Origin of the sequence: Mesorhizobium sp. YC-39, assembly GCF_025753795.1 — a bacterium.
Lineage (GTDB): Bacteria > Pseudomonadota > Alphaproteobacteria > Rhizobiales > Rhizobiaceae > Mesorhizobium.
Window position 1 is genome coordinate 77,490 of record NZ_JAOWPS010000008.1, and the last position, 21,591, is coordinate 99,080.

General features: G+C 61.4%; 23 protein-coding genes. 3 read left to right on the forward strand and 20 right to left on the reverse strand.

All coding sequences use genetic code 11. The annotated features are described in order from the left end of the window. Positions 1–72: 72 nt before the first annotated feature. A complete protein-coding gene (locus tag OHD62_RS31485; RefSeq protein ID WP_263791065.1) occupies positions 73–1,077 on the reverse strand; it encodes a putative B6 ABC transporter substrate-binding protein in 1,005 nt (334 codons plus the stop codon). Positions 1,078–1,201: 124 nt separating this feature from the next. On the opposite strand from OHD62_RS31485, the gene OHD62_RS31490 reads away from it, so the two are divergent. Then, complete coding sequence (locus OHD62_RS31490; protein ID WP_263791067.1) at positions 1,202–1,627, forward strand: hypothetical protein; 426 nt, start codon at positions 1,202–1,204, stop codon at positions 1,625–1,627. Between the two features lie 38 nt (positions 1,628–1,665). Here the strand turns inward: OHD62_RS31490 and OHD62_RS31495 are convergent, their stop codons facing one another. From OHD62_RS31495 to OHD62_RS31540, 10 genes are all read right to left on the reverse strand, one after another. After that, on the reverse strand, positions 1,666–2,676 hold the full coding sequence (locus OHD62_RS31495; protein WP_263791069.1) for an ABC transporter substrate-binding protein: 1,011 nt from the start codon (positions 2,674–2,676) through the stop codon (positions 1,666–1,668). 37 nt (positions 2,677–2,713) lie between these two features. Further along, the gene (locus OHD62_RS31500; RefSeq protein WP_263791070.1) at positions 2,714–3,529 is read right to left on the reverse strand and encodes an ABC transporter permease; all 816 of its coding nucleotides are present in this window, start codon (positions 3,527–3,529) and stop codon (positions 2,714–2,716) included. Beyond that, entirely contained in the window at positions 3,526–4,359 is an 834-nt protein-coding gene (locus OHD62_RS31505) for an ABC transporter ATP-binding protein (protein ID WP_263791072.1), read from the reverse strand. The genes OHD62_RS31500 and OHD62_RS31505 overlap by 4 nt, the downstream gene beginning before the upstream one ends. 130 nt (positions 4,360–4,489) lie before the next feature. Further along, the gene (gene fhmpcd1 / locus OHD62_RS31510) at positions 4,490–5,419 is read right to left on the reverse strand and encodes a 5-formyl-3-hydroxy-2-methylpyridine 4-carboxylate 5-dehydrogenase (protein ID WP_263791074.1); all 930 of its coding nucleotides are present in this window, start codon (positions 5,417–5,419) and stop codon (positions 4,490–4,492) included. Next, the gene (locus tag OHD62_RS31515) at positions 5,416–7,047 is read right to left on the reverse strand and encodes a GMC family oxidoreductase (protein ID WP_263791076.1); all 1,632 of its coding nucleotides are present in this window, start codon (positions 7,045–7,047) and stop codon (positions 5,416–5,418) included. Before OHD62_RS31515 ends, fhmpcd1 begins: the two co-directional genes overlap by 4 nt. Before the next feature lie 114 nt (positions 7,048–7,161). After that, on the reverse strand, positions 7,162–7,884 hold the full coding sequence (locus tag OHD62_RS31520) for a class II aldolase/adducin family protein (protein ID WP_263791078.1): 723 nt from the start codon (positions 7,882–7,884) through the stop codon (positions 7,162–7,164). A 70-nt stretch (positions 7,885–7,954) separates the two neighbouring features. Continuing rightward, positions 7,955–8,413, reverse strand: a complete 459-nt coding sequence (locus OHD62_RS31525; RefSeq protein ID WP_263791080.1) for a YbhB/YbcL family Raf kinase inhibitor-like protein — start codon at positions 8,411–8,413, stop codon at positions 7,955–7,957. Positions 8,414–8,446: 33 nt separating this feature from the next. Continuing rightward, positions 8,447–9,040, reverse strand: a complete 594-nt coding sequence (locus OHD62_RS31530; protein WP_263791082.1) for an amino acid synthesis family protein — start codon at positions 9,038–9,040, stop codon at positions 8,447–8,449. Positions 9,041–9,109: 69 nt separating this feature from the next. Then, positions 9,110–10,249 (reverse strand): FAD-dependent oxidoreductase, encoded by a 1,140-nt coding sequence (locus OHD62_RS31535; protein WP_263791083.1) that lies wholly within the window; start codon positions 10,247–10,249, stop codon positions 9,110–9,112. Positions 10,250–10,292: 43 nt separating this feature from the next. Beyond that, the gene (locus OHD62_RS31540) at positions 10,293–11,129 is read right to left on the reverse strand and encodes an alpha/beta fold hydrolase (RefSeq protein WP_263791085.1); all 837 of its coding nucleotides are present in this window, start codon (positions 11,127–11,129) and stop codon (positions 10,293–10,295) included. A gap of 65 nt (positions 11,130–11,194) precedes the next feature. On the opposite strand from OHD62_RS31540, the gene OHD62_RS31545 reads away from it, so the two are divergent. Further along, complete coding sequence (locus tag OHD62_RS31545) at positions 11,195–11,983, forward strand: GntR family transcriptional regulator (RefSeq protein ID WP_263791087.1); 789 nt, start codon at positions 11,195–11,197, stop codon at positions 11,981–11,983. Positions 11,984–12,138: 155 nt separating this feature from the next. Beyond that, positions 12,139–13,701, forward strand: coding sequence for a GMC family oxidoreductase (locus OHD62_RS31550; protein ID WP_263791090.1), 1,563 nt, complete (start codon positions 12,139–12,141; stop codon positions 13,699–13,701). A gap of 27 nt (positions 13,702–13,728) precedes the next feature. Here OHD62_RS31550 and OHD62_RS31555 read toward each other — a convergent pair whose 3' ends face one another. The 9 genes from OHD62_RS31555 to OHD62_RS31595 all read right to left on the reverse strand — a co-directional run bounded on the left by OHD62_RS31555 (position 13,729) and on the right by OHD62_RS31595 (position 21,587). Then, on the reverse strand, positions 13,729–13,902 hold the full coding sequence (locus OHD62_RS31555) for a hypothetical protein (RefSeq protein ID WP_263791091.1): 174 nt from the start codon (positions 13,900–13,902) through the stop codon (positions 13,729–13,731). A gap of 693 nt (positions 13,903–14,595) precedes the next feature. Further along, positions 14,596–15,654 carry a 3-carboxy-cis,cis-muconate cycloisomerase gene (locus OHD62_RS31560; protein WP_263791094.1) on the reverse strand — a complete coding sequence of 353 codons (1,059 nt, stop codon included), beginning with the start codon at positions 15,652–15,654 and terminating at the stop codon, positions 14,596–14,598. Between the two features lie 90 nt (positions 15,655–15,744). Further along, complete coding sequence (gene pcaG, locus OHD62_RS31565) at positions 15,745–16,323, reverse strand: protocatechuate 3,4-dioxygenase subunit alpha (protein ID WP_263791095.1); 579 nt, start codon at positions 16,321–16,323, stop codon at positions 15,745–15,747. Next, positions 16,323–17,069 (reverse strand): protocatechuate 3,4-dioxygenase subunit beta, encoded by a 747-nt coding sequence (gene pcaH / locus OHD62_RS31570; RefSeq protein WP_263791097.1) that lies wholly within the window; start codon positions 17,067–17,069, stop codon positions 16,323–16,325. The genes pcaG and pcaH overlap by 1 nt, the downstream gene beginning before the upstream one ends. Before the next feature lie 2 nt (positions 17,070–17,071). Beyond that, complete coding sequence (gene pcaC, locus OHD62_RS31575; protein ID WP_263791099.1) at positions 17,072–17,458, reverse strand: 4-carboxymuconolactone decarboxylase; 387 nt, start codon at positions 17,456–17,458, stop codon at positions 17,072–17,074. Further along, positions 17,451–18,245: a 3-oxoadipate enol-lactonase gene (gene pcaD / locus OHD62_RS31580; RefSeq protein ID WP_263791101.1), complete on the reverse strand. Its 795-nt coding sequence runs from the start codon at positions 18,243–18,245 to the stop codon at positions 17,451–17,453. Before pcaD ends, pcaC begins: the two co-directional genes overlap by 8 nt. A 10-nt stretch (positions 18,246–18,255) precedes the next feature. After that, positions 18,256–20,157 carry a bifunctional sugar phosphate isomerase/epimerase/4-hydroxyphenylpyruvate dioxygenase family protein gene (locus tag OHD62_RS31585; protein WP_263791103.1) on the reverse strand — a complete coding sequence of 634 codons (1,902 nt, stop codon included), beginning with the start codon at positions 20,155–20,157 and terminating at the stop codon, positions 18,256–18,258. A gap of 82 nt (positions 20,158–20,239) precedes the next feature. Further along, positions 20,240–21,073 carry a cyclase family protein gene (locus OHD62_RS31590; RefSeq protein WP_263791105.1) on the reverse strand — a complete coding sequence of 278 codons (834 nt, stop codon included), beginning with the start codon at positions 21,071–21,073 and terminating at the stop codon, positions 20,240–20,242. Between the two features lie 82 nt (positions 21,074–21,155). Beyond that, positions 21,156–21,587 carry a type II 3-dehydroquinate dehydratase gene (locus tag OHD62_RS31595; protein ID WP_263791152.1) on the reverse strand — a complete coding sequence of 144 codons (432 nt, stop codon included), beginning with the start codon at positions 21,585–21,587 and terminating at the stop codon, positions 21,156–21,158. Positions 21,588–21,591: the final 4 nt, after the last annotated feature.

Below are 21,591 nucleotides of genomic sequence, written 5' to 3' on the forward strand. Positions count from 1 at the left end.
GCCCAGTACAAAAAAATGGGAATCGTCCGGAGGGATGAACGGATCACCCCTCCGGCGGCCACCTTGATCGCCCTACTGGGCGACGCTGGTCATCAGCGCCCTGACGGCCGCTGCATCATAGACCGGCTCGACCGGAATCTTGCCGGAAATGACGTCGTCGCGCAGTGCCTGGATCTCGGTCCAGACATTGTCCGGGATCGCAGCGGTCTTCAGAAGCTTGACCGAATCGTCCTTGAGGCCGATCGAGTAGCTCTTGGTGCCGAACGTGTCGGCCTTCAGGTCGGCGATCATCGCCGCATAGACCGGTTCAATGTTCCAGACCACCGACGAAAGCAGGAAGCCCTTGTCGATCGGCGTCTTGTCGCCGATGACGTCGATGAAATAGACCTTGCCGCCGTCGCCTGCCTTGGTCGTCTCGACCGCCTGTAGCATCCCGAAGCTCGAGCCGTTGCCCTGGCCGAAGATGATGTCGGCGCCCGACGCGATCACACTTTCGGTGACGCGCTTGCCGCCGGCTGCGTCGCTATAGGCGGCGGGTCCGATCACCGCATAGGTGATCTTGACGTCCGGGTTCTCGGCCTTCACGCCCTGCGCGAACGCAGCCGACTGCGAGTTCCACGAGGGCGGCTCGCCCGAAACGACGATGCCGACCGACTTCGAGCGCGACATCTTGGCGGCAAGACGGCCGGCGAGATAGGCGCCCTGGTGACCGCTCAGCGTGTAGTCGGCGACGAGGCCCTTCTCCAGGCCGGTGGGCGTGTCGACGATCGCCACCGGGACCTTCAATTCCTTGGCGATTTCAGGCGCCGAAGTGTTGTAACCGCTGGCGTGGGCGATCAGCAGGCTGGCGCCATCGGATGCCAGTTCGCGCAAGGTCGGGCGAACGTCGCCATAGCCGAGGCCCTGGGCCACGACCACTTCGACGCCGGCGACCTTGCCCGCCGCCTTGGCGGCGTCGATGCCTTGCTGGTTCCAGCCATAATCGGTGCCCTCTTCAGGCGTCAGAATGGCGATCGACTTGACTTCGCCGGCAAGTGCGTTGCCCAGTAAGACGCCGCTCAATATAGCTGCACTCACACTACTCTTCAGAATCTTTAACATTTTACCCTCTCTGTTTGATTTACCAATCAATATTCTTGTTGTTATTGCGCATATGCGAGGTAGATTGCCTAAGAAAATTTATCCGTGGAGCTCAGGCAAAGTGAAGATTCGTTATGTTCTCCCTGTGGCGCTGGCGTTCACATCCTTCGTCAACGCGGTTGAGTTGCACCATGTCATCGTCCGAAAGGGCACCGACGGGCTCGACATGGTGCCGTTGACGATTTCGAATGCGGGCAATGAAGGGCTGTCCTGCAATGCCGACTTCGCCCACTGGTATTCGGCCGGGATCGCGACGGTCGAGCCGGGCAAGAGCGCTCGCCTCGAACTCTGGTTCGACCCCAAGACGGGCACGTTCACGATCCTCAACGACAAGCGCGAGAACCTGCCCGTCGAGCGGCTGTGGTGCGGCCTGTCGGGTCGTGCATATGCCACACGCGTGCAGATCACGCTCGACCGCACCGACGCGGCGAAAGGCGAACGCGCCGTATCCTGCGCCATGGGGCAGGACAGTCTGGTCTGCCGGTAGGCGCTCATCGACTTGCCCGCCCCAACACCACGCGCCTCTTACTTCTTTGCCAGGAACTTGTCGGTGAAGACATCGTCCGCCGAGAGAGCCGTCTTGAGCACGCCCTGATCGGTGAGCGTCTTCAGCGTTTCCTCCCACTGCGTCTTCGTCATCCAGCCAAGCCCGTGTTCCTTCGTCGCTGGGCTGTTGAACGTCGAGGCGATGTCGGCCTTGAGCTGGGCCAGCAGGACGTCCTTCTTTTCCGCATAGCCCGGAACAGCCTTGGCCGTGATCTCGGCAGCTTCTTCCGGATGAGCAGCGACATAGTCGAAAGCTTCCCTGTAGGCCTTCACGAACCGGCGCACGACATCAGGCTTGTCTTTGATCATCTCCTCGGACGTGAACAGCCCCGAGCCGTACGCTTTCCAGCCGTGGTCGGCACCGAGCATGATGCTTAGCGAACCCGGACCGCCGGCCTTGGCTTCAAGTTCGGGAACTTCAGCATCGAGATAGCCGACCACCGTCTGCACACGTCCGAGCAGCAGGTAGCTTTCGTAAGGTGGTGAGACGCTGTTGAGCGTCATATCCTTCTCGCTCATGCCGTTGGCGGCAAGAAAACCCCTGAAGAAAATGTAAGTGGAGCCGGCCGGATGGATGCCGATGGTCAGGCCCTTGAGGTCGGACGGCTTGGTCAGCTTGATCGTCTTGGCGAGCGAGATAATGCCCAGTGGCGACTGCTGGTTGACCGCCGCCAACGCTACGACTGGAACATTCTGGGACCTTGCAACGGCAAGCGTAGGGAAATCGCCGAAGCCGAATTCAGCAGTACCGTTGCCCACGAAGCGCATTGCGTCGGGTGAACCGGAGCCCTTGCGGATCTCGGCGACGTCGATATCGTTTTTGGCGAAGAAGCCCTTTTCCTTACCTACGAAGAACATAGCGTGATTACCGCGCACCACCCAGTCGAGTTGGACGTTGACCTTGTCCGCCGCCAGTGCTGCGCCGGAGAAGCCAAGCGCGCCGGCAAACGCTGCAAGCGTGGCTGCCTTGATGAGTGAGCGTCTCAGCATTGATCGATCCTTCCTGTCGTTGACTGTCCTAGGGAACCTAGGCGTGGCTGAATTTCGGTGCCCATGGCACCATGATGCGTTCGAGAACTTCGGCTGCGTAGTAGAAGGCGATGCCCAGAACCGAAACGAGGAGCAGGGCCGCGAAGACCAGCGCGGTGTCGAGCTGGGTCGAGGCGAACTGGATGACATAGCCGAGCCCATCCGAGGCGCCGGCGAATTCGCCGACAATTGCGCCGATGACGCTGAGCGTCGCGGCAATCTTGGTTCCGGCCATCAGGTTCGGCAGCGAATGCGGAACGCGAATCCTGAACAGGATCTGCGTGCGGCTGGCTCCGACCGAATTCATCAGCGACAGCAGCGATCGATCGACCGACTGCATGCCCGCCAGCATCGACAATGTCACCGGGAAGAAGGCGATGACCAGGATCAGGCCGATCTTGGGCGCGAGCCCATAGCCGAACCAGAGGATGAAGATCGGCGCCAAGGCCACCTTGGGCACGTTCTGGAACAGCACCACCAGCGGATAAAGCGCTCGCCCCAGCCAGTCGAAGCGCACGATGACCAGCGCAATGGCAATGCCGACCACGACAGAGACAAGGAAGCCAAACAGGATCTCGCCCGCCGTCACCAGTGTCGCCTGCATCAGCGTTCCCCATTGCGCGACCAGCGATCGCGCGATCTCGGATGGGGCGGGAATGATGAAGGCGGATATGGCGAAAATCCGCACCACGGCTTCCCATATCCCGATCGTTGCCAGCAGAAGGATGACCGCTGGAAGCCAGCTGCGTGTTGCGGCACCCCAGCTTGATACAAGCCGCGACCCGGAGGAATTGGCGACAGTTTGATCGCTCACGACACACCTCCCGGTTGATGGCTGGCGCGCAGCATCGTCCGCAGCTGAACCGCCAGCCTGACGAACTCCGGATCTTCCGCCACCGACAGATCGCGCGGATAGGGCAGACCAATGTCGAGGCTCTCGGTGATCCGCCCAGGCTTGATCCCCATCACGTGGACATGGCGCGACAGGTGAATGGCCTCGTCTATCGAATGGGTTACGAGTACGATGGTCTTGCCGGTGCGCTGCCAGATCTCCAGCAGCGACTGGCCCATCGAATCGCGGGTAATGGCGTCGAGCGCGCCGAACGGCTCGTCCATCAGCAGCACCGCCGGATCGAGCGCCAGGGCCCGCGCGATAGCGACGCGCTGGCGCATGCCGCCGGACAATTCATGGGGGCGCTTGTGGGCGCTGTCGCCCAATCCCACCAGTTCCAGCATCTCCTGCCCGCGCGCCCGCAAATCCGCGCGCGAGAGCGACTTGTCGGCGATGCCAAGCAGCATCGATGCGTTGTCGACGGCATTCTTCCAGGGAAGCAGGTTGGCGTCCTGGAAAACGAGGCCGATCATTCGCTTGCGCGCCGCCTCGACCGGCGAAAGCCCGGCGATCGAAACGCTGCCGCTCGTCGGATTTACAAGCCCGGCCAGAACCTTGAGCAAGGTGCTCTTGCCGCAACCGGAAGGACCAATAAGGGAGACAAACGACCCCTTCGGTACCGAAAGATCGATATTCTGCAGAACCAGCTGCCTGGCCATGACCACCGAAACGCCCTTGGCGGAGATCAGGTCGTCATGGCGGATATGGGCCGGCCGGCCGCCGCCGGCTGCTCGAATGGTTTCAACGCGCATGGCTTGCCACCCCATGCGCTGTCGTCAACCGTGGCCGCACCGTCCGGTCCGTGAGGGCGCGCTTGGCACCAACAGCCGCCGTTACGAACTCCCCAACCCAGCCGGCCTTGTGATCACGATGAACCATTGGCTACCCCCGGCCTTCGAGGATACGCCGCACCGCGACGAGTTTGCGCGCCCGTTCGCCTTGCAGCGCCTTGGTCTGCTCGGGCGTATAGGAGAACATGCCCTCGCCCGACTTGATGCCGAACTTCGACGCGTTCGTCTTTTCCAGCACCATGGGCGCGACATCGTCCCGATTGGAGAGATCCGCGTTGAGGAAGGACGAGACGGACTTGTAGATATCGAGGCCCGCCATATCGAGCAGCGCCATCGGACCGATCACGGCGATCTTGTAGCCGATGCCCCATGACACGCAGGTATCCAGATCTTCCGGATCGATGACGCCGCGCTCGACAAGGTCGACCGCCTCTCGCAGCAGCGCATAGAGCACGCGGTTTTCGACGAAGCCGGGAACGTCCTTCTTCACCACCACCGGCAGCAAGCCGATCGAGCGGATCAGGTCGCGGACCGTCGCCACGGTTTGCGGCGCGGTCCTCTCGCCGCCGATCACCTCGATCATCGGGATGATGTGCGGCGGGTTCGACCAGTGCATGCCCACCATCCGCTCGGGATGCGAGATATGCGCCTGCAGCTTGGTGATCGGGATACCCGACGTGTCGGACGCGACAATCGTGTCCGATTCTATCAGGCCATCGATCTTGCGATAGACATCGGCCTTGACCGAAATGTTTTCAGGAACGTTCTCGATGACGAGGTCGGCACCGGATACCGCATCGCCGATATCATCGGTGAAGCGAACCGTTCCGACGCCGGCCGGCGGTGAGGCGATAGCCAAGGCGTCGAGAACGGTCTCGGCCACGCTCAGCATGGATCGCGCGCGCTCGATCGCTGCCGGGGCAACATCGTAGGCGACGACCTGCAGGCCGCCTCTGGCGAGCCGGGCGGCCATGCCCGGCCCCATCGTACCCATACCGATGATGGCGATACGTCGGATCATTGCACTGTCCCGCTTTGTTTTGAGCTGGCGATGAAGTCAGCGGCTTTCTCGGCAATCATGATCACTGCCGCATTGATGTTTCCGCAGACCAGGTCGGGCATGACGGAAGCGTCCACCACTCTCAGGCCTTCGACGCCGCGAACCCGCAATTCCGGGTCAACGACCGAGACAGCGTCGGCGCCCATCCGGCAGGTTCCGGCCGGATGATGCACGGTGATGGAGGTCTTGCGGATATGCTCGTCGATCTCGTCGTCGCTCTGGCACTTCGGACCAGGAAAAAACTCCGCCTCGATGAAGGGCTGCATGGAGGGCTGCGCCGCGAGATCCCTTGCCACCCGGAAGCCGGCCCGAAGGGACTCCCAATCCTTCGGCGAGGCGAGGAAATTCTGGTGGATCAGGGGCGCCGCGGAAGGATCGGCCGATGCCAGTTTCACCGCTCCCCGGCTTTCAGGTTGTGTCGCCACGACCCGGGTCGCGAAGCCGTCCGCAAAAGGCGCCTTGAACGGCTTGAGATATGGCCATGCGGCGAGCGGAGCCGCCGTGAAGAGCAATTGCACATCGGGCAACGGCCGCTCCGGGCCGCTCTTCAGGAAGGCGACAACCCCGCCGGGCACATCCCCCGAAAAACCTCGTCCCGTCAGGTAGGTCTTGACGAAATCGAAACCAATCCGATCGGCACGCATGTTGCGCAGGAAAGGGCCGCCCGGAGCCCGGCGCCGGTACATAAGGATGACCGAGACGTGATCCTGCAGGTTCTTGCCGACCGCCGGCAGATTGACCCGCGTCTGGATACCATGCGCGGCAAGCTCATCCTGCGCCCCTATGCCCGACAGCATCATGAGTTGCGGCGTGTTGATCACACCGCCGGCAAGCAGCACTTCCTTACGGGCGACGATCGCGCGTTCGCCCCCGCGATGGTTGATGGTGACGCCGGTGGCGCGGGCACCCTCCAGCACGATCTTCGTTGCGCTCGCTTCCGTCAAAACGGTCAGATTGGGCCGCTTCAGCACCGGCCGCAGATAGGCTGACGCAGTCGAGGAGCGCCGGCCTTTTGAAATCGTCATCTGGAGGCGGCCGAAACCTTCCTGCCGCTCGCCATTGTAGTCGTTCGTCTGCGCATAGCCTGCTTGCACGCTGGCTTGCGCAAAGGCGTCGATCAGCGTGTCCTTGTAGCGGCAGAATTGGGTGCTGACCGGACCGTTGCCGCCACGATATTGGTTCTCTCCGCCTTCCCAGCTTTCCTGCTTGCGGAAATACGGCAGGACCTTGTCATATGACCAGTCGCTGAGCCCTGTGGCTGCCCAACGATCGTAGTCCCCGCGATTTCCCCGCACATAGGCCATGGCGTTGGTAGACGATGATCCGCCGACAACCTTCCCGCGCGCGCACTCGACCCTGCGTCCGCCCACATTGTCTTCCGGCTCGCAGAAATACATCCAGTCATGGCGCCGCTCGGTCAGGATCTTACCCCATCCAAGCGGTATATGGATCATGGGATCGCGGTCCCAGCCGCCGGCCTCCAGCAACAGCACCGAACATCTCGGGTCGGCACTCAGCCGGTTGGCGAGCACGCAACCGGCTGATCCGGCCCCGACGATAATGTAATCGTAACTTTCCGCGTGCGGCATGGTGTGTTTCATTGCCTTCGTCTGACGCTCCTGCGTCAGGGAACTATTGAAACCGAGCCTGGAAAATCCTGGCAAAAGACCAGGACGCTCCGGGTAATCTTCAAGGCAGCGGCACTAAGCCAGGCCGGCCTGCCTGAGACGCTGCGACCAGTGATCCCATCCTCGATCGATCTGCGCGCCGACAAGCTTTCCCGCCGTCTTGATCTCGCCCGGCGACAGATACTTGATCGTGCCGATCCGCAGGCCGGCCGTAAGCGCTGCCGCTTCCTGCTCGAGATAGAAGGCTCGGAAGACAACCTCCCTGACGGAATTGCCCACATTGACGACGCCATGACGCGCCATGAGAACGACAGGATAGCTTCCGAGGCTTTCGGCGATGTCCCGGCAGACGCTCGGGCTGCCACCGAAGAGATCCGTGTCGTCCCCGTGCTTGTCGCGGATCTCGTAGACGGGAACGGCATCGCCGAGAAAAGCGCCCATATGGGTGACTGGCCGAAGCGGCTGGTCGACGAAGCAGTAAGGCAGGACAGCCGGAGAATGGGTGTGGAGCACGCATTGAACGTCGGGACGCGCCTTGTAGATTTCGCTGTGGATATAGCGCTCCAGATAGGAGGGGCGGTTGTCTGACGTCTCACCGTCAAGGTTGAAGCGCTGGATGTCATTGACCGTTATCACGCTCGGAGCAAGCTTCTGCGCCAGGAAGAAGCTTTGAGGATCCTCCGGAACACGGGCACTGATATGGCCGAATGTATCCATGATCCCTTCGTTTATGAGGATTTTCGTGGCCGTAACCAGCTCCTCGAAAATCTTGTCGTGAGCGGAGTTATTCTCTGTCATTTTCAAATTCTCCCATTGCATGGCATCTGCGATCATATTTATTGTTGTTATTGATCGCCGATGCGGGAATTCACTTGTTTTCGTAGATGCCGACGATCCGGTTTTGCTCGATGACATTTCCGGCATATTTCTGGAGGAACTCCTCCCTGGTGGGCGTCCCTTCGACCTTCGTGTCCAGGGCATAGACCCAGAAGTAGTAGTGATGTTCTCCATGGCCAGCGGGCGGCTGAGGCCCGTAATATTGCATGCCGCCGGCGCCGTTGGGGCCAACGCGAAACTTTTCCTGCGCGTCCGAGAGGTCGGTGGTCGACGGATCGATGCCGTAGACGACCCAGTGCGTGAAACCGTTGGGCAATGGCGCGTCCGGATCGTGGCAGATGACGGCGAGCTCTGTCGTTCCTGCCGGGACGCCGCTAACCTTTAGCTTTGGCAATACATTGCCTTTGTCGCCAGCGTGCTCGTCGCGCAATTTCCCGAGCGGCTGGAAATCCGACGAGGTGATCTTCAAGTCCTTGATATTAAGCGGCATGGAAACTTCGTCCTTTCACCAATTTCGATCGAACTAGACGGCGGCGGCCTTGAGGTCAGCGACGGATTTGCCGCCGACGCGCTGATGCACGCGCGGACCCGATGCGACGGCGACGCAGATCAAAAGCTCGTCCGGGCGCGGGGCATCCGGCACGGAAAAGGTGACGGCATCATAGTGGGAACGGATGTAGAGTTCGTCCTTGTGGGCGAGCGGGATGTCGATAGCAGTGCCGGCGACAGCGACCTTGCTCACCGACGAGATCCAGGCCTTGCCACCGCCCACCTGCTGCCGCAGCGGATCTCCGAATACCGTGGTGATGCAGGCAACGACATGTTCCTGTTCGCCGGCCGTGCCTGCGATACCGCCTTTGCCATAGCTTTCGACCGGCCTGTTGCCGAGCAGCGCCACGGCTCGCTCGCCAAGCGCATGACCGATGGCTGAACTCGGATTTGTCAGATCGGACAGTTCGGCGACGAACTTTCCGGCGAACGGATTGCGTATAACAACGCCTGTCGCGACTTTGACGAGGGTTTCGCCAGGTTTGCCGCCGTCATGCCGGCTTTCCTGGACTGAGGAGTACCATCCCCTGACATCATAGTCTCTTTCGACTTCACTGGAATAGTTCATCTTCATCTCCTGAAGGGAGCGCGCAGCTTCTGCACGCGCCAATTAATTCATTGACCGGCTTGTCCGAAGCTACTGCGGCCATGAGTAGACCCGGCGCAGCGGATCGTACCGGGCAGCTTCCAGTGCAGCCGGCGTGAACATGTTTCCCTTCGAGAGCGAGCGGTTCGCCGCATAGTCGCCAGACAGGGCCTGGCAGCGATCCGTGATCGGGCGAATGCGCTTCTCCCACGCGACCAGCGCGTCCTCGACCGAGGAGCCTTCCTCAAGTTCCTGGGACAAGCTGAAGGCGTTGACCATCGCACAGCCGGCGCCCTGCGCAAGAGCCGGGCACATTGCGTGTGCGGCATCGCCCACAAGCGCAACCTTGCCTCTCGTCCAACTGTCCAGCTTCGTGGTTTCGTACTTGTCGTACCTAGCGGTTTTCAGCTTCGCCGCTTCGATCAGGCATGGCTCCAGGAAAGGAAACATCTCGACCCAGACTTCGAGATCGATCGGAACGCTTGATCCGCGAGGATCGGCGGCCGGAGCCATGAGGCCCAGATAGAGCTCATTCTCATTACAGGGCGAGTAGAGAATGCGCTGAACACGCGGCCAGAAGTTCCACATGTCAATGGTATTGTCCCACTCGCCATGACCGAGATCTTTCTTCATGCGCGGGACAATCAGTCGGATGAGACCATCTTTTGAAACCCATCGATCCTGTTTGAAGCCGATGGAATCCCTGACCTTGGAGCCAACGCCATCAGCGCCGACGATCAGGTCGGCTTCGAGAACCTCGCCGCTCTGGAGGGTTACACGTCCGTCCGGATCGGCGGCGACTGCTTCGGAATTGACGCGGATGTCGACACCCAGGGCACGGGCCCGGTTGACCAAGGCATCGTGCAGGTGGCTGCGAGTCATGATGCGCCAGGGGAGACCGTTGAACGTCTCCTTGGAAACCGACTTGTTATGCATCCAGGTCTCGTAGGTCGGAGGCGTGTGTGAGCCCAGGAGAACATCGTCCAAGGCGCCCAGCCCTTCGAGCACGCGAAGGCCATTGTGCCAGAGATAGATGCCCGCTCCGAATGCCCGGAGCTCCGAGCTCTTTTCGTGCAGCCTGACATCCCAACCGTTCTGCCTGAGAGCGATGGCGGCTGTCAGGCCGGCAAAGCCGCCACCGGCGACCTCGGCACGACGCGTTTTGCCCGAAGTATTGTTTACGTTGGCCATTGTCTGGATCCTGCTGCGTACAAGAAGACGGCGCGCTTGGCCGTCAGGCGTCTATGAAGTTGGTGATGGCTTTCAGCGTGATCTCGGGAGAGACCTCGTTGACGTAATGGTCGGCGCCCGGAACGACGACGACAGGCAGATCAGGCCGCAGCCGACTCGTCTTCGCCAGCGCCGCCGCCGAAACCAATTTGCTCGTCTCGCCTCGCACGATGAGGACTGGCTTTGTCACGTCCCGGTAGGCCGGCACCAAGTCCGATCGCAGGCCTCTGGCGGTCTGCGCCATGGCCGCGGGCGAGGCCAATGGACGCAATCCGCCGTCGACCGGCTGATACCCGCTTTCAGCCCTGATCTTGATGGCGTCGGCCGGGATATTCGGATAGCGGCCGGCGAGGTATGCTTCGACGGCCTTTACATTCTCGAAAAGCTGGTCCCCCGCATTCACTCGCAATTCCAACGCGTCCAACACTTCGGTCTCAATGTATGGCGTAAAGTCGATTGCAACGACGGACCGCACCAAATCCGGGTATTTCACCGCGGCCGCGACCGAATTTCGAGCACCAAGCGAATGTCCGACGAGGACGGCGTGGCCTCGATCGAGAGTGCGTATCAGGCCGGCGATGTCGTCCGCATAGTCATTCGCCTCGTAGCCGGTTTGCGGTTTGTCGCTGAGGCCATGCCCCCTCTGGTCAACCGCAATCGTCGTGAACCGATCCGAGAGTCGGGCCATCAACGGCTCGAAGACGGCAGAGTTGGAGGTGATGCCGTGGAAGAACAGCATCAATGGGCCGTTGCCCATCTCGCGCACGTTCAAGGTGATGCGGCCAGTGTCGATGCGTCGCGAGATGAAGTGGTCGGAAGGTATGTCTGCCGCCATGTCCATGATCCTCGCCTCCGCTGCCCGTCTCCTGCAAAAGGATCATATAAGCTGGGGTCGCGTCAAGCCGATTGTCTGACATTCTTGCAATCTTCAGATTTGACAATCTGACTATCCTGCTGTCAAATTTCCACAGCGTGGCGTATGCTGCTTCAGCTTGCGACTCAAAAGCCCATGAGACGTTATCGATGCCTCCAGATTTGAATTTGCGAATTTCGCCACGGACCGTGCAACGGGAGACCGTCGACAAATTGCGGCTCGCGATCTTCTCCGGGTTGTTCCAGCCGGGAAGCCGTCTTGTCGAAAGTCAACTGTGCACCCAACTCGGCATCAGCCGCCCCTCGCTGAGGGAGGCTTTGCGCAGTCTTGAGGCCGAGCGCCTGATCGAGATTGTACCCAACCGCGGGCCGTCGATACCGGCACTTTCGTGGGAGGTGGCAACCGCCATCTACGAGGTTCGAGAGCTGTTGGAAGTCGAGGCAGCGGGACGATGCGCCTTGAGAATTTCCCCGGAACAGTTGCGTGAACTTGAGAAATCTCTTTCCGCATTCGAAGAAGCGGCATCCAGCAATGACAGCCTGGCGCAGGTCATGACCGCCGCAGACTTCTATTCAATCATACTCGCGAATTGCGGGAATCCGATCCTGGAGGAAGTGCATCGCGGTCTGGTGGCCAGGATAAGCTTCTTTCGCGGACGATCGATGTCATTGGACGGCAGAGCACAAAGCAGCCTGGCGGAGATGAGGGAGATATTCGAATCCATCGCCGCCGGCGATGAGAAAGCCGCCCGCAAAGCCTCGAAACAGCATGTCTTGAAGGCGAAAGCGGCAGCGAAGATATCCATGGATAACGGGATTTGAGCGCTTCGAGACTGTAGTTCCGCCTGAAGACTCGAAGTCCTTCATGACGTTTCGGATCGGGTATCTGCCGAACGCAGATCAGTGCGCGCGGTCTTCACCATGTCGGTGTCAGACATGCCGGCTATCGAAGCCAGCAAGTGGCAGATGGAGCGATGATGACCAGGGCCAATGTTGAGCGCAAACCGAATTCCGATATCGTCATCGTCGGCGGTGGGTCGGCCGGCACGTTGCTTGCCGCGCGACTGAGTGAAGAGCCGGACAGTCGCGTTCTGCTGATCGAGGCAGGCGAAGAGGCGGCAGACCCCGACATCTGGAACCCCGCTGCCTGGCCGACGCTTCAGGGCCGCAGCTACGATTGGGACTATCGCACGGAGCCGCAAGCCGGCACCGCAGGCCGGGTGCATCATTGGGCGCGCGGGCGGTTGATCGGCGGCTCGAGTTGCCTGCACGCGATGGGCTACATGCGCGGTCATCCTTCCGATTTCCAGGCTTGGGTCGACGCGACTGGGGATCGCCGATGGAGTTGGGATGAACTGCTGTCCGTTTTCCAGGCTATCGAAAACCACCCGCTTGGTGGCGACGGCATTCACGGCAAGGGCGGGCCGTTGCCGATCCATTTACCGGCGGACGAAGTAAGCCCGCTTGCTCGTGCCTTCATCGAGGCAGGCGCAGCGTTAGGTCTGCCTCGCCTTGAGGGCCACAACAGCGGAGAGATGATCGGTGTCACCCCGAACTCCTTGAACATTCGCGACGGGCGGCGGGTTACGACGGCGGACGCCTGGCTCACAAAGGCGGTTCGAGGTCGCAAGAACCTAACCATCCTTACGGGGTCCCGGGTGCGGCGGCTCAACTTGGAGGGCAATCAGGTTCGCAGCCTCGAGGTCGTAGGGCGACAGGGTTCGGTCGAAGTCTTTGCGGATCAAATTGTACTTTGTGCCGGAGCGCTGGAAAGTCCGGCTTTGCTGATGCGTTCGGGTATCGGTCCGCACGATGTGCTCGATGCCGCGGGCGTTGGCTGCTTGATCGATATGCCTGAAATCGGTCGAAACCTTCAGGACCACCTGCTTGGTGCCGGCAACCTCTATGCCGCCCGCGAGCCGGTTCCTCCATCGCGCCTCCAACATTCGGAGTCGATGGCCTATATGCGAGCTGACAACTTCACCGCTACCGGGCGGCCTGAAATAGTCGTTGGTTGCGGCATCGCGCCGATCGTGTCCGAATGCTTCCAGGCGCCTGCCGCCGGCACGGCTTACACGCTGCTGTTCGGGATCACCCATCCGACGAGCCGCGGCAGCGTGCGAATAAGTGGGCCTGAGCTCGGTGATCGATTGATCATCGACCCGGCATACCTGCAAACCGGTCAGGACCGCGAGCTGTTTCGCCAAGCTCTCGAGGCAGCACGGACGATCGGGCATAGAGATGAACTCGCCGGCTGGCGAGAGCGCGAACTCCTGCCAGGCACCCTGAACAGTGCGGCCAAGATGGACGACTTCATCGCGCAGTCGGTCATCACACACCATCATCCCTGCGGTACTTGCAGGATGGGTAAGGACTCGGACGCTGTCGTCGATGCAAATCTGCGACTCAAGGCGCTCGACAATCTTTTTGTCGTGGACGCGTCGATTATGCCCAACCTCACCGCAGGACCGATTCATGCTGCGGTCCTCGCGATCGCCGAGACTTTCGCTCGATGGCACCGGGAAACCCTACAATCTTGACCCGAAGGGCTGATGTTCTTGACCGGTTCATCTCATCATTCCTCGCGAAGATCGCAGCCGTTGCAGGCTCGTCCTTCGGGACAAGATTGCTTTGAGTCCTACATGCAGGCACGGCAGATGCGCGCGGATCTTGCCGGCCAGCGTGCGGTCGGTGAGCGCGATCGCCGCGGCGAGCGGTTCGGCAACGTCGGCGAGCGGCACGGAAATTTTGCGGCTGCGCGGATGTTAAGCCGATCAGACCAAAGCCGAGGGGATTGATCTATTGGACCTAGGCGTCACCGACACTTCGGCGGCGCCGCGCCCTCGGCCAGAGATTGCGAGGTTTGCCCGAAGAAGGCGGTCTCGGAAGCCCACCATAAATCAACAATATCAATGCGATGCACGGAGGTTCGCCAGCCATGACTTGGCTAACCGAACCAAAATATACCGCTAAAGCATTGATAAATAACGACAATGGTGGTGGAAGCAGTCCGGAGCGAACCCGTCTCGGCCAAATTCCCTGATAAATGGCGAAAAACAGGGAAACTTCGCGAAAAGCAGCGAAAACAGAGACTGCCTGTCTAGATAGCGAAGTAATTTCAGTATCTTACAACGAAAATTCCCTACGCAAGCTATCAGGGTATTTGTTTTGACGAACTGGGAAACGAAAGCGTTCTTCCAGGTAAAATGCAGAGCGATACCTTTGATCCAATGTCACGCAACCTCATCTGCTCACCGATGTACTCTCTGGTGAATCTAGAAGCATGCTTAGGAAACTCTGCCAATGGAGGATAGGAGCTCCCGCGCAACAGCACGATGAGCGGGAGGAACTTTCATATTCGGGCAGCAGACGGTTATCCCCTCGCCTATCGATGCCGGCATGTCCAAACTATTGCGCTGCCGATTTGCTTTTCACTATGGCTGGAAGTGGATTTGGCTTGCCAGGCGTATCGCAAGCCTAAGACTTGCGCCTGTCACGATTATGATTTCCGGCAGCGTCAGCCATTCGAGGGTCCAGGCGGCGCCGGAGCGCTCGTTCTCATGGACGAGCGACTGGTGCAGCGTGCCGACCAAGCCAGCGTTATAGCGAGCCAGCGCGACCAGCACTTCGGCATTCACCGGGTTGGACTTATGCGCCATGGTCGAGGAGCCGCCGCCACCGGAGAGTTTGATCGAAGCAACTTCAGTCTGCGTCATCAGCGTCACGTCGGCGCCGATCTTGCCTAGCGATCCCGTAATGAGTGAAAGCAGCGATCCGAAGGCCACGATCGGATCGCGGGTCGCGTGCCACGGCTCCGCAATGCCAAGGTCAAGCAGCCGAGCCAATCCTCGGGCAACCTGAGCGCCCTTTCCACTGAAACTCGACCGGTCGCCGATCGGTCCGCCGAGCTGAACGACCAGCAGCTGGCGCCGAATGCCCGACAGGGACGCATGATGACGGCCGAGAGGGTCCAGCCAGGTGCTCAGCTTGTCGGCGACGGTGAATGGCAGCGCCGCCTGCATCCTGGTGTGGGCCATCAACGGCTTCGCTGCGGATGCAGCCGAGAGCGCGGCAAGTGTCGATTGCAGCACGGCGATCCGCTCGAGAAACAGTGCGACGATCTTGGCCAATTGCAGCACCAGCGCCGTGTCGATGACATCCTGGCTCGTCGCGCCGTGATGGACGAAGTGACCGTGGGGTTCGCCGACCGCGGCGCGCAACTGCCGCACCAGCGCCGGCACGACCACACCGTCCTGCGCAAGGCCGGCCGCAAGGTCGTCCCAATCGACGGCGAACCTGTCGATCGCCGAGGCAATCGCCACTGCGGCATCGTTTCCGATTAGCCCGGCATCGGCTTCGGCCTCCGCAAGGGCGCGCTCGAAGGCGAGCATCGCTGCGAGTTGTGCCTCGTCGCCGAGCAGCGCTTCGGTCCCGTCGTCGCCAACAAGCGCGTCCAGCAATCGGCGCCGAGGCGCGTGCATCGAAGGCTTCATTCAGGTGATCTCCAGACGCAGCCCGACATCGATACACATGGCGGAGCACTTAACCGCATCAACGGAATGGAGAGGCTCCGGCACATCATCTTAGATGTCGAAGAAGACCGTTTCGTCGCCGCCTTGAAGGCGGATGTCGAAGGTGTAAACGGTCTTGCCGTCCGCGTCGGAGCGGACCGCGATCAGGGTCTTGCGGCGGCGCACGTCCATAATCCGATTGAGCACGAAGTCCGTCTCGTTGGCCTCGGCTTCATCCTCGAAATAGACCCGGGTGTGGAGGCCGATATTGATGCCGCGGGCAACGATCCAGAGTGTCAAATGCGGTGCCATGAGTTTGCCGTCCGGCCCGCCGACCCGGCCCGGCTTGACCGTGTCGAAGCGGTAGGCGCCGGTACCGTCGCACGCGACGCGGCCGAACGCGTTGCCGTGGTTGCCGTCGGCATCGGCCTGCCACAGCTCGACGACCGCGTCACTCACCGGTGCCGCCGATCCGTCGAAGACACGGCCGGCGACAATGATGCGGGGGCCAAAGCCGGGCACCGGGCCGGCTCCGAGGTCGGGGACATTGGCTTCGGTAATACGTTCGAGGCTTGGCGTGAGCCCGATGTGGACATAGGGTCCGGCCGTCTGCGACGGCGATTCCTTGAGAGGCGGGAGCTTGTTGAGCATCAATTGCCCTCTACCCTGTTTTCGAAGAATGTCGAACGCCGACCCCTGAGGACGATGTCGAAACGATAGGCCAGCGTATCCATTGGCGTGGTGTTATGCCTATCGAGGCGCGCGATCAATTGCTCGACTGCCGTGCGATCCGGAATGCTGAGCGCGATAGGGTCCTGCCAAATCATCGGGTCGCCCTCAAAGTACATCTGGGTGATCAGGCGTTGCGCGAACGCATGACCGAACACCGAAAAGTGGATATGAGCCGGCCGCCAGTCGTTGCCACCGTTCGGCCAGGGATAAGCGCCAGGCTTGATCGTCCGAAAGTGGTAATATCCGTCGGCGTCGGTTATCGCTCGACCGCATCCGCCAAAATTGGGGTCGAGCGCCGCGATATAGCCCTCGCGCTTGTGCCGGTAGCGACCGCCGGCATTCGCCTGCCAGAATTCCACCAGCGTATTGGGCACCGGCCGGGCGTTCTCGTCCATGATCTGCCCGTAGACGACCAATCGCTGGCCGATCGCGTCTGAACCATCCTGGCTGAAATTCCGGATCAGGTCGTTGTCGAGCGGATTAAGAATATCGTGTCCGAAAGCGGGCCCGGTGAGTTCGGACCTGGTCTGGCCGAGCGAAAGCAGGGCATGCCGCGGCGCGCGTAGGGTTGTGCTTTTGTAGGCCGGACTGGCCACCGGCGGATGCCAGGCGCGGTCGCGGGCGTAGAAACCGCCCTCGCCGCCGGCGAACGGTTGGATAGCCATTATCAGCCCTCCCTGTCCCCGCCAAGTTCGCGCTTGGCGATCCTGAAAGCTCGGTTCGCCGCCGGTACGCCGGCGTAGACGGCAACATGCATCAGCGCTTCCCGGATATCGCTGGCGCTGGTGCCGGTATTGATCGTGGCGCGCACATGCATGGCGACCTCATCATCGTGTCCCATTGCCGCCAGAAGCGCGATGGTGATCATGGAGCGTTCACGCCTAGTGAGACCCGGGCGCGACCAAACGCTGCCCCAGGCGCCTTCGGTGATGAAATCCTGGAAATCGGAGTCGAAGTCCGTTCTTGCGGCCTCGGCGCGATCAACATGGGCATCGCCCAGTACGGAGCGTCGTGTGATCATGCCCTGTGTGCGAAGGGGCGCTTTCTCAGACATATCCCACCTCTTTCATGAAGTCCGTGACAAGAGCCGCCAGAGCCGCGGGCTGCTCGATCGACGGGATATGACCCGCGCCGCGGATGATCTCGAACCGCGATGCCCGGATTAGCGCCGCCGTCTCCCGCACAAGGTCGGGCGGCGTGCTGAGATCATGCTCGCCGGCCAGAACAAGGCTCGGAACGCCGATGGTCGCGGTTTCGGCGGTCAGATCGGTGTCGCGAAGTGTCGAGCAGGTCGACGCATACCCCCAGCGATCGGCCCGAACCAGCATGTTGCGCCAGCCTGCCAGTTCGGCGGGCCGCTCCCGACGAAATCCCGGGCTGAACCAGCGCTCCATGACGGAATCGGCAATGGCGATGGTACCGCCTGCCATCACCGCCCTGATCCGGTCGTCCCAGGAACTGGCGGTACCGATCTTTGCCGCCGTATCGCAAAGGACCAGCGCGCGGATGCGGGCGCCGTGGCGGGCAGCCGCTCCTTGCGCGATCAGACCGCCGACTGATACGCCGGCCAGGGCGAAGCCGCCGATACCGAGGAAATCCGCGAGACCGAAGAGATCGTCGAGATGATCTTCGAGCCGGTAGGGGCCGCTCACGGCATCGGACAGCCCGTGGCCTCGCTTGTCGTAAGACAGCACGCAATAGCGGCCGGCAAGTATCGCGATGAAATCGTCCCAGATGCGGGCGTCGGTACCCAGCGAATTGACGAGCACGAGCGGCGGCGCGGCCGACGGCCCGTCGATGCGATAGTGCAGCGTGACCCCCTTGATGCGAGCGAAATTCATAATGGGACCATCACCGGCGCAAATCGTGGGGCATGCCCTTCGGCCGCAGATGCCGTTTCTGGGCTGCGATGCGGAACGGCGCGTTGGGCGCGCCGTAGCCCTTGTAGCCGCCACGGCGTTCCACCACCTCGACGATGAAGCCTTCGCCGAAGGTCGGCGCGTAGAGCTGGAAGAATTCGCCGTTGTCGTCGCGGTCGTAGAGGATGTTTTCGGCGCGCAACCGGTCGGCGAGATCCGGTTCGAGACCGAACCGCGCCTCGACGTCGTCGTAGTAGTTCGGCGAGATGGCGAGCGGCGCGAAGCCGTTTTGTCTCAACGCCGCAGCGGTGGCAAAGATATCGCCGGTCAGAAACGCCAAATGCTGCACGGCCGGGCCGAAACTTTCGGCGATGAAGCGCCCGGCCAGCGTCTGCCGGTTCTCGGCCCCGTTCAATGTCAGCCGCAGCTGGCCGTCATCGCTTTCGATCGCTTGGCTCCTGACGATGCCGGACGGATCAATGACATCTACCATCGGCGTCTTCCTGGTCCGGAATATCGATGTGTAGAAGAGCAGCCAGGTGAGCATCTCGCCATACTCCATCGTCTGCCCGACATGGTCGATCCGCGTCAGACCAGCGGGCTCGCAAGGACTGGCGTCGTCGACGGGCAGGAACTCGATGTCCCAGACATTGGAGAGTTCCGACGTGCCGTCAATGAAGTAGACGACGCCGCCGCCGACCCCGCGTATTGCCGGAATCTGCAGTTCGCCCGGTCCGACTGCCTGCTCGAACGGCTCGGCGCCGAGCGCCTGCGCGCGTTTGACCGTCGCCTTCGCGTCCTCGACCTTGAGGCCGATCGCGTAGACAGAAGTCCCGTGGACCAGGAATGAGGAGTGAGCCAGACCCTCGCGCTCGGTGTTGACGACGATGTTGATCTCGCCCTGCCGGTAGAGACTGACATCCTTCGACACATGCCGTCCCGCCAATTTGAAGCCCAGCGCGTGCAGCAGCGCTGCTAACGTGGCGGCGCCAGCGGCGTCGGCCGCGAATTCGACGAACGCCACGCCCGCGACGCCGACCCGGTCCGGCATCTCCGGCATCTCGAGCGCCAGCCCGGGTTCGTCGCGCCGCACCTGATCCATCAGCGCAAGCAGCGACCGGCGGCCGTCGACGGCGATGGATTTCGGCGACCCGCCACGGAACTGATCGTTGAAAATCTCCAGCGACAGGTATCCGTCATAGCCCGTCGCGGCGACCGCGCCGACGAAAGCCTTGACCGGCAGGTCGCCTTCGCCAGGCATGTTGCGGAAGTGCCGGCTCCAGTAGAGCAGGTCCATCTCGATCAGCGGCGCGTCGGCCAGTTGCACGATGAAGATCCTGTCCTTCGGGATCGAGCGGATCGAGCCGACGTCAATCTTCCGTGCCAGAGTGTGAAACGAGTCTAGAATAAGCCCGACATTGGGATGGTCGGCACGGCGAACGATCTCCCAGGCGTCGCGATGGTCGTTGATGTGCTTTCCCCAGGCAAGCGCCTCGTAGCCGACGCGCAAGCCATGCCTTGCCGCGCGCTCGCCGAGTTCGCGGAAATCCGCCGCCGCGCGGTCGATGCCGCCGAGCGCCACCGGCGAGACGCTGGAACAGATCAGCATCAGATCGGTGCCAAGCTCCTGCATGACGTCGAATTTGCGCTCGGCGCGGTCGAATGCTCGACTGCGCTGCGGCTCCGGCAGGCCCTCGAAATCGCGGAAGGGCTGGAACAGCGTGATGGCGAGCCCGGCATCGCGCGCCATGTTGCCGACGTCGGCGGGCGAGCCGTCGAAGCCCAGGAAATCGTTTTCGAAGATCTCGACGCCGTCGAAGCCGGCGGCGGCGATCGCGGCGAGCTTCTCGGGGAAGTCGCCGCTGATCGAGACCGTGGCGATCGAAGTTTTCATCCCTTTGCGGACCTGCGCTGGAACGCCCTCGACCCGAAAGGATCGAGGGAAAAAACGACAGACTCGACGCGATCTTGCGGCGTCATAGGAGCGCGATTACCCGGGTAGGACCGCCCGTGGCGCCCTTTACCTTGGGGATGCCGAGGAAGAGACGCGCTCCGGATTCCGGAATCGCGTCGAGATTCGCCAGGCATTCCACGCCCCAGCGGCCGCTTCCCAACCATTCATAGTGAACCGGGAACGCTCCGCCCGAATTCATCCCGGTGTCGAGCGACAGTGTGTCGACACCGATGCCCTTCACCTTGCGCTCTTTGATCAGCATCTGTGCGGTTTCGATGTGGAGGCCGGGTGTGTGATTCTTCTTCTGGTCGTCATTGCCGGTGAATTTCGGATCGCCGACCAGTCTGTGCCAGCCGGAATTCATGACCACGCAGCATCCCTCCGGCAGCGGCCCGTTTTTCGATTCCCACGCCTTGACGTCATCTGGCGTCAGCGACGTGTCGACATTGTCGGCGGCGCGGGCGGCGATGTTGATGACAGCGACCGGAACGATGAGATCCGAGATCGGGATCAGGTCGGCCGTCAAGCCGTCGGCGGAGAAATGGATCGGCGCGTCCATATGCGTGCCGCTGTGCTCGACGATCGTCCAGCGATTGAGGTTCACCTTGTCCTTGGCGAAGGTGACGAGTTGCTCGACGGTGAACCATTTGTCACCGCTGAAGGTCGGAAATCCTTCGTAGAGGGCATGGGAAAGATCGACCGTGTCCGTGAAACCTGCTTGCGCGGCGCGTGCCGGCTGAACCGTCGGTAGCGTTGCCGCGGCGGCGGCGCCGAGGCCGAGGGTGAATCCCGCCTTGAGCAGGCCGCGTCGCGTCGCGTTTTCGCAGATCGAATGAAGGCACCCTGGAGGACACATGTGGCTTTTTCCTTCCCCTGTTTCGTTTGAGATCGTGAGTACCGACGGCGCTCCGGCAACGCTGAGTGTGCCGGCGCGCCGCTCACGCCGTCGTCATCTCCATCAGCGACTGCACGGCGACGCGATATCCCCTGGGTCCAAGCCCGGCCAAGACGGCGGTCGCGACCTTCGACACCAGCGAATGGTGGTAGATCTCCTCGCGCCTGTGAATGTTTGAGATATGAAGCTCGATGATCGGCCCGGAAAACATCTTCAGCGCATCGAGGATCGGGATCGATCTGAAACTCAGCCCGGCCGGGTTGATGACGATGCCGACGCCCTCGTCGATCGCTTCATGGATCCAGTCGACAAGCTGGTGCTCCGCATTCGACTGGTGGAAGCGGATCGGTCGCTGGCCAGCCGCCTCCCGGCACATCGCCTCGATCTCGGCGAGCGTGGTCGTGCCGTAGATTTCCGGCTCGCGCTTTCCCAACCGGTTCAAATTGGGGCCGTTGAGGATGAAGATGGGTTTCACGGCG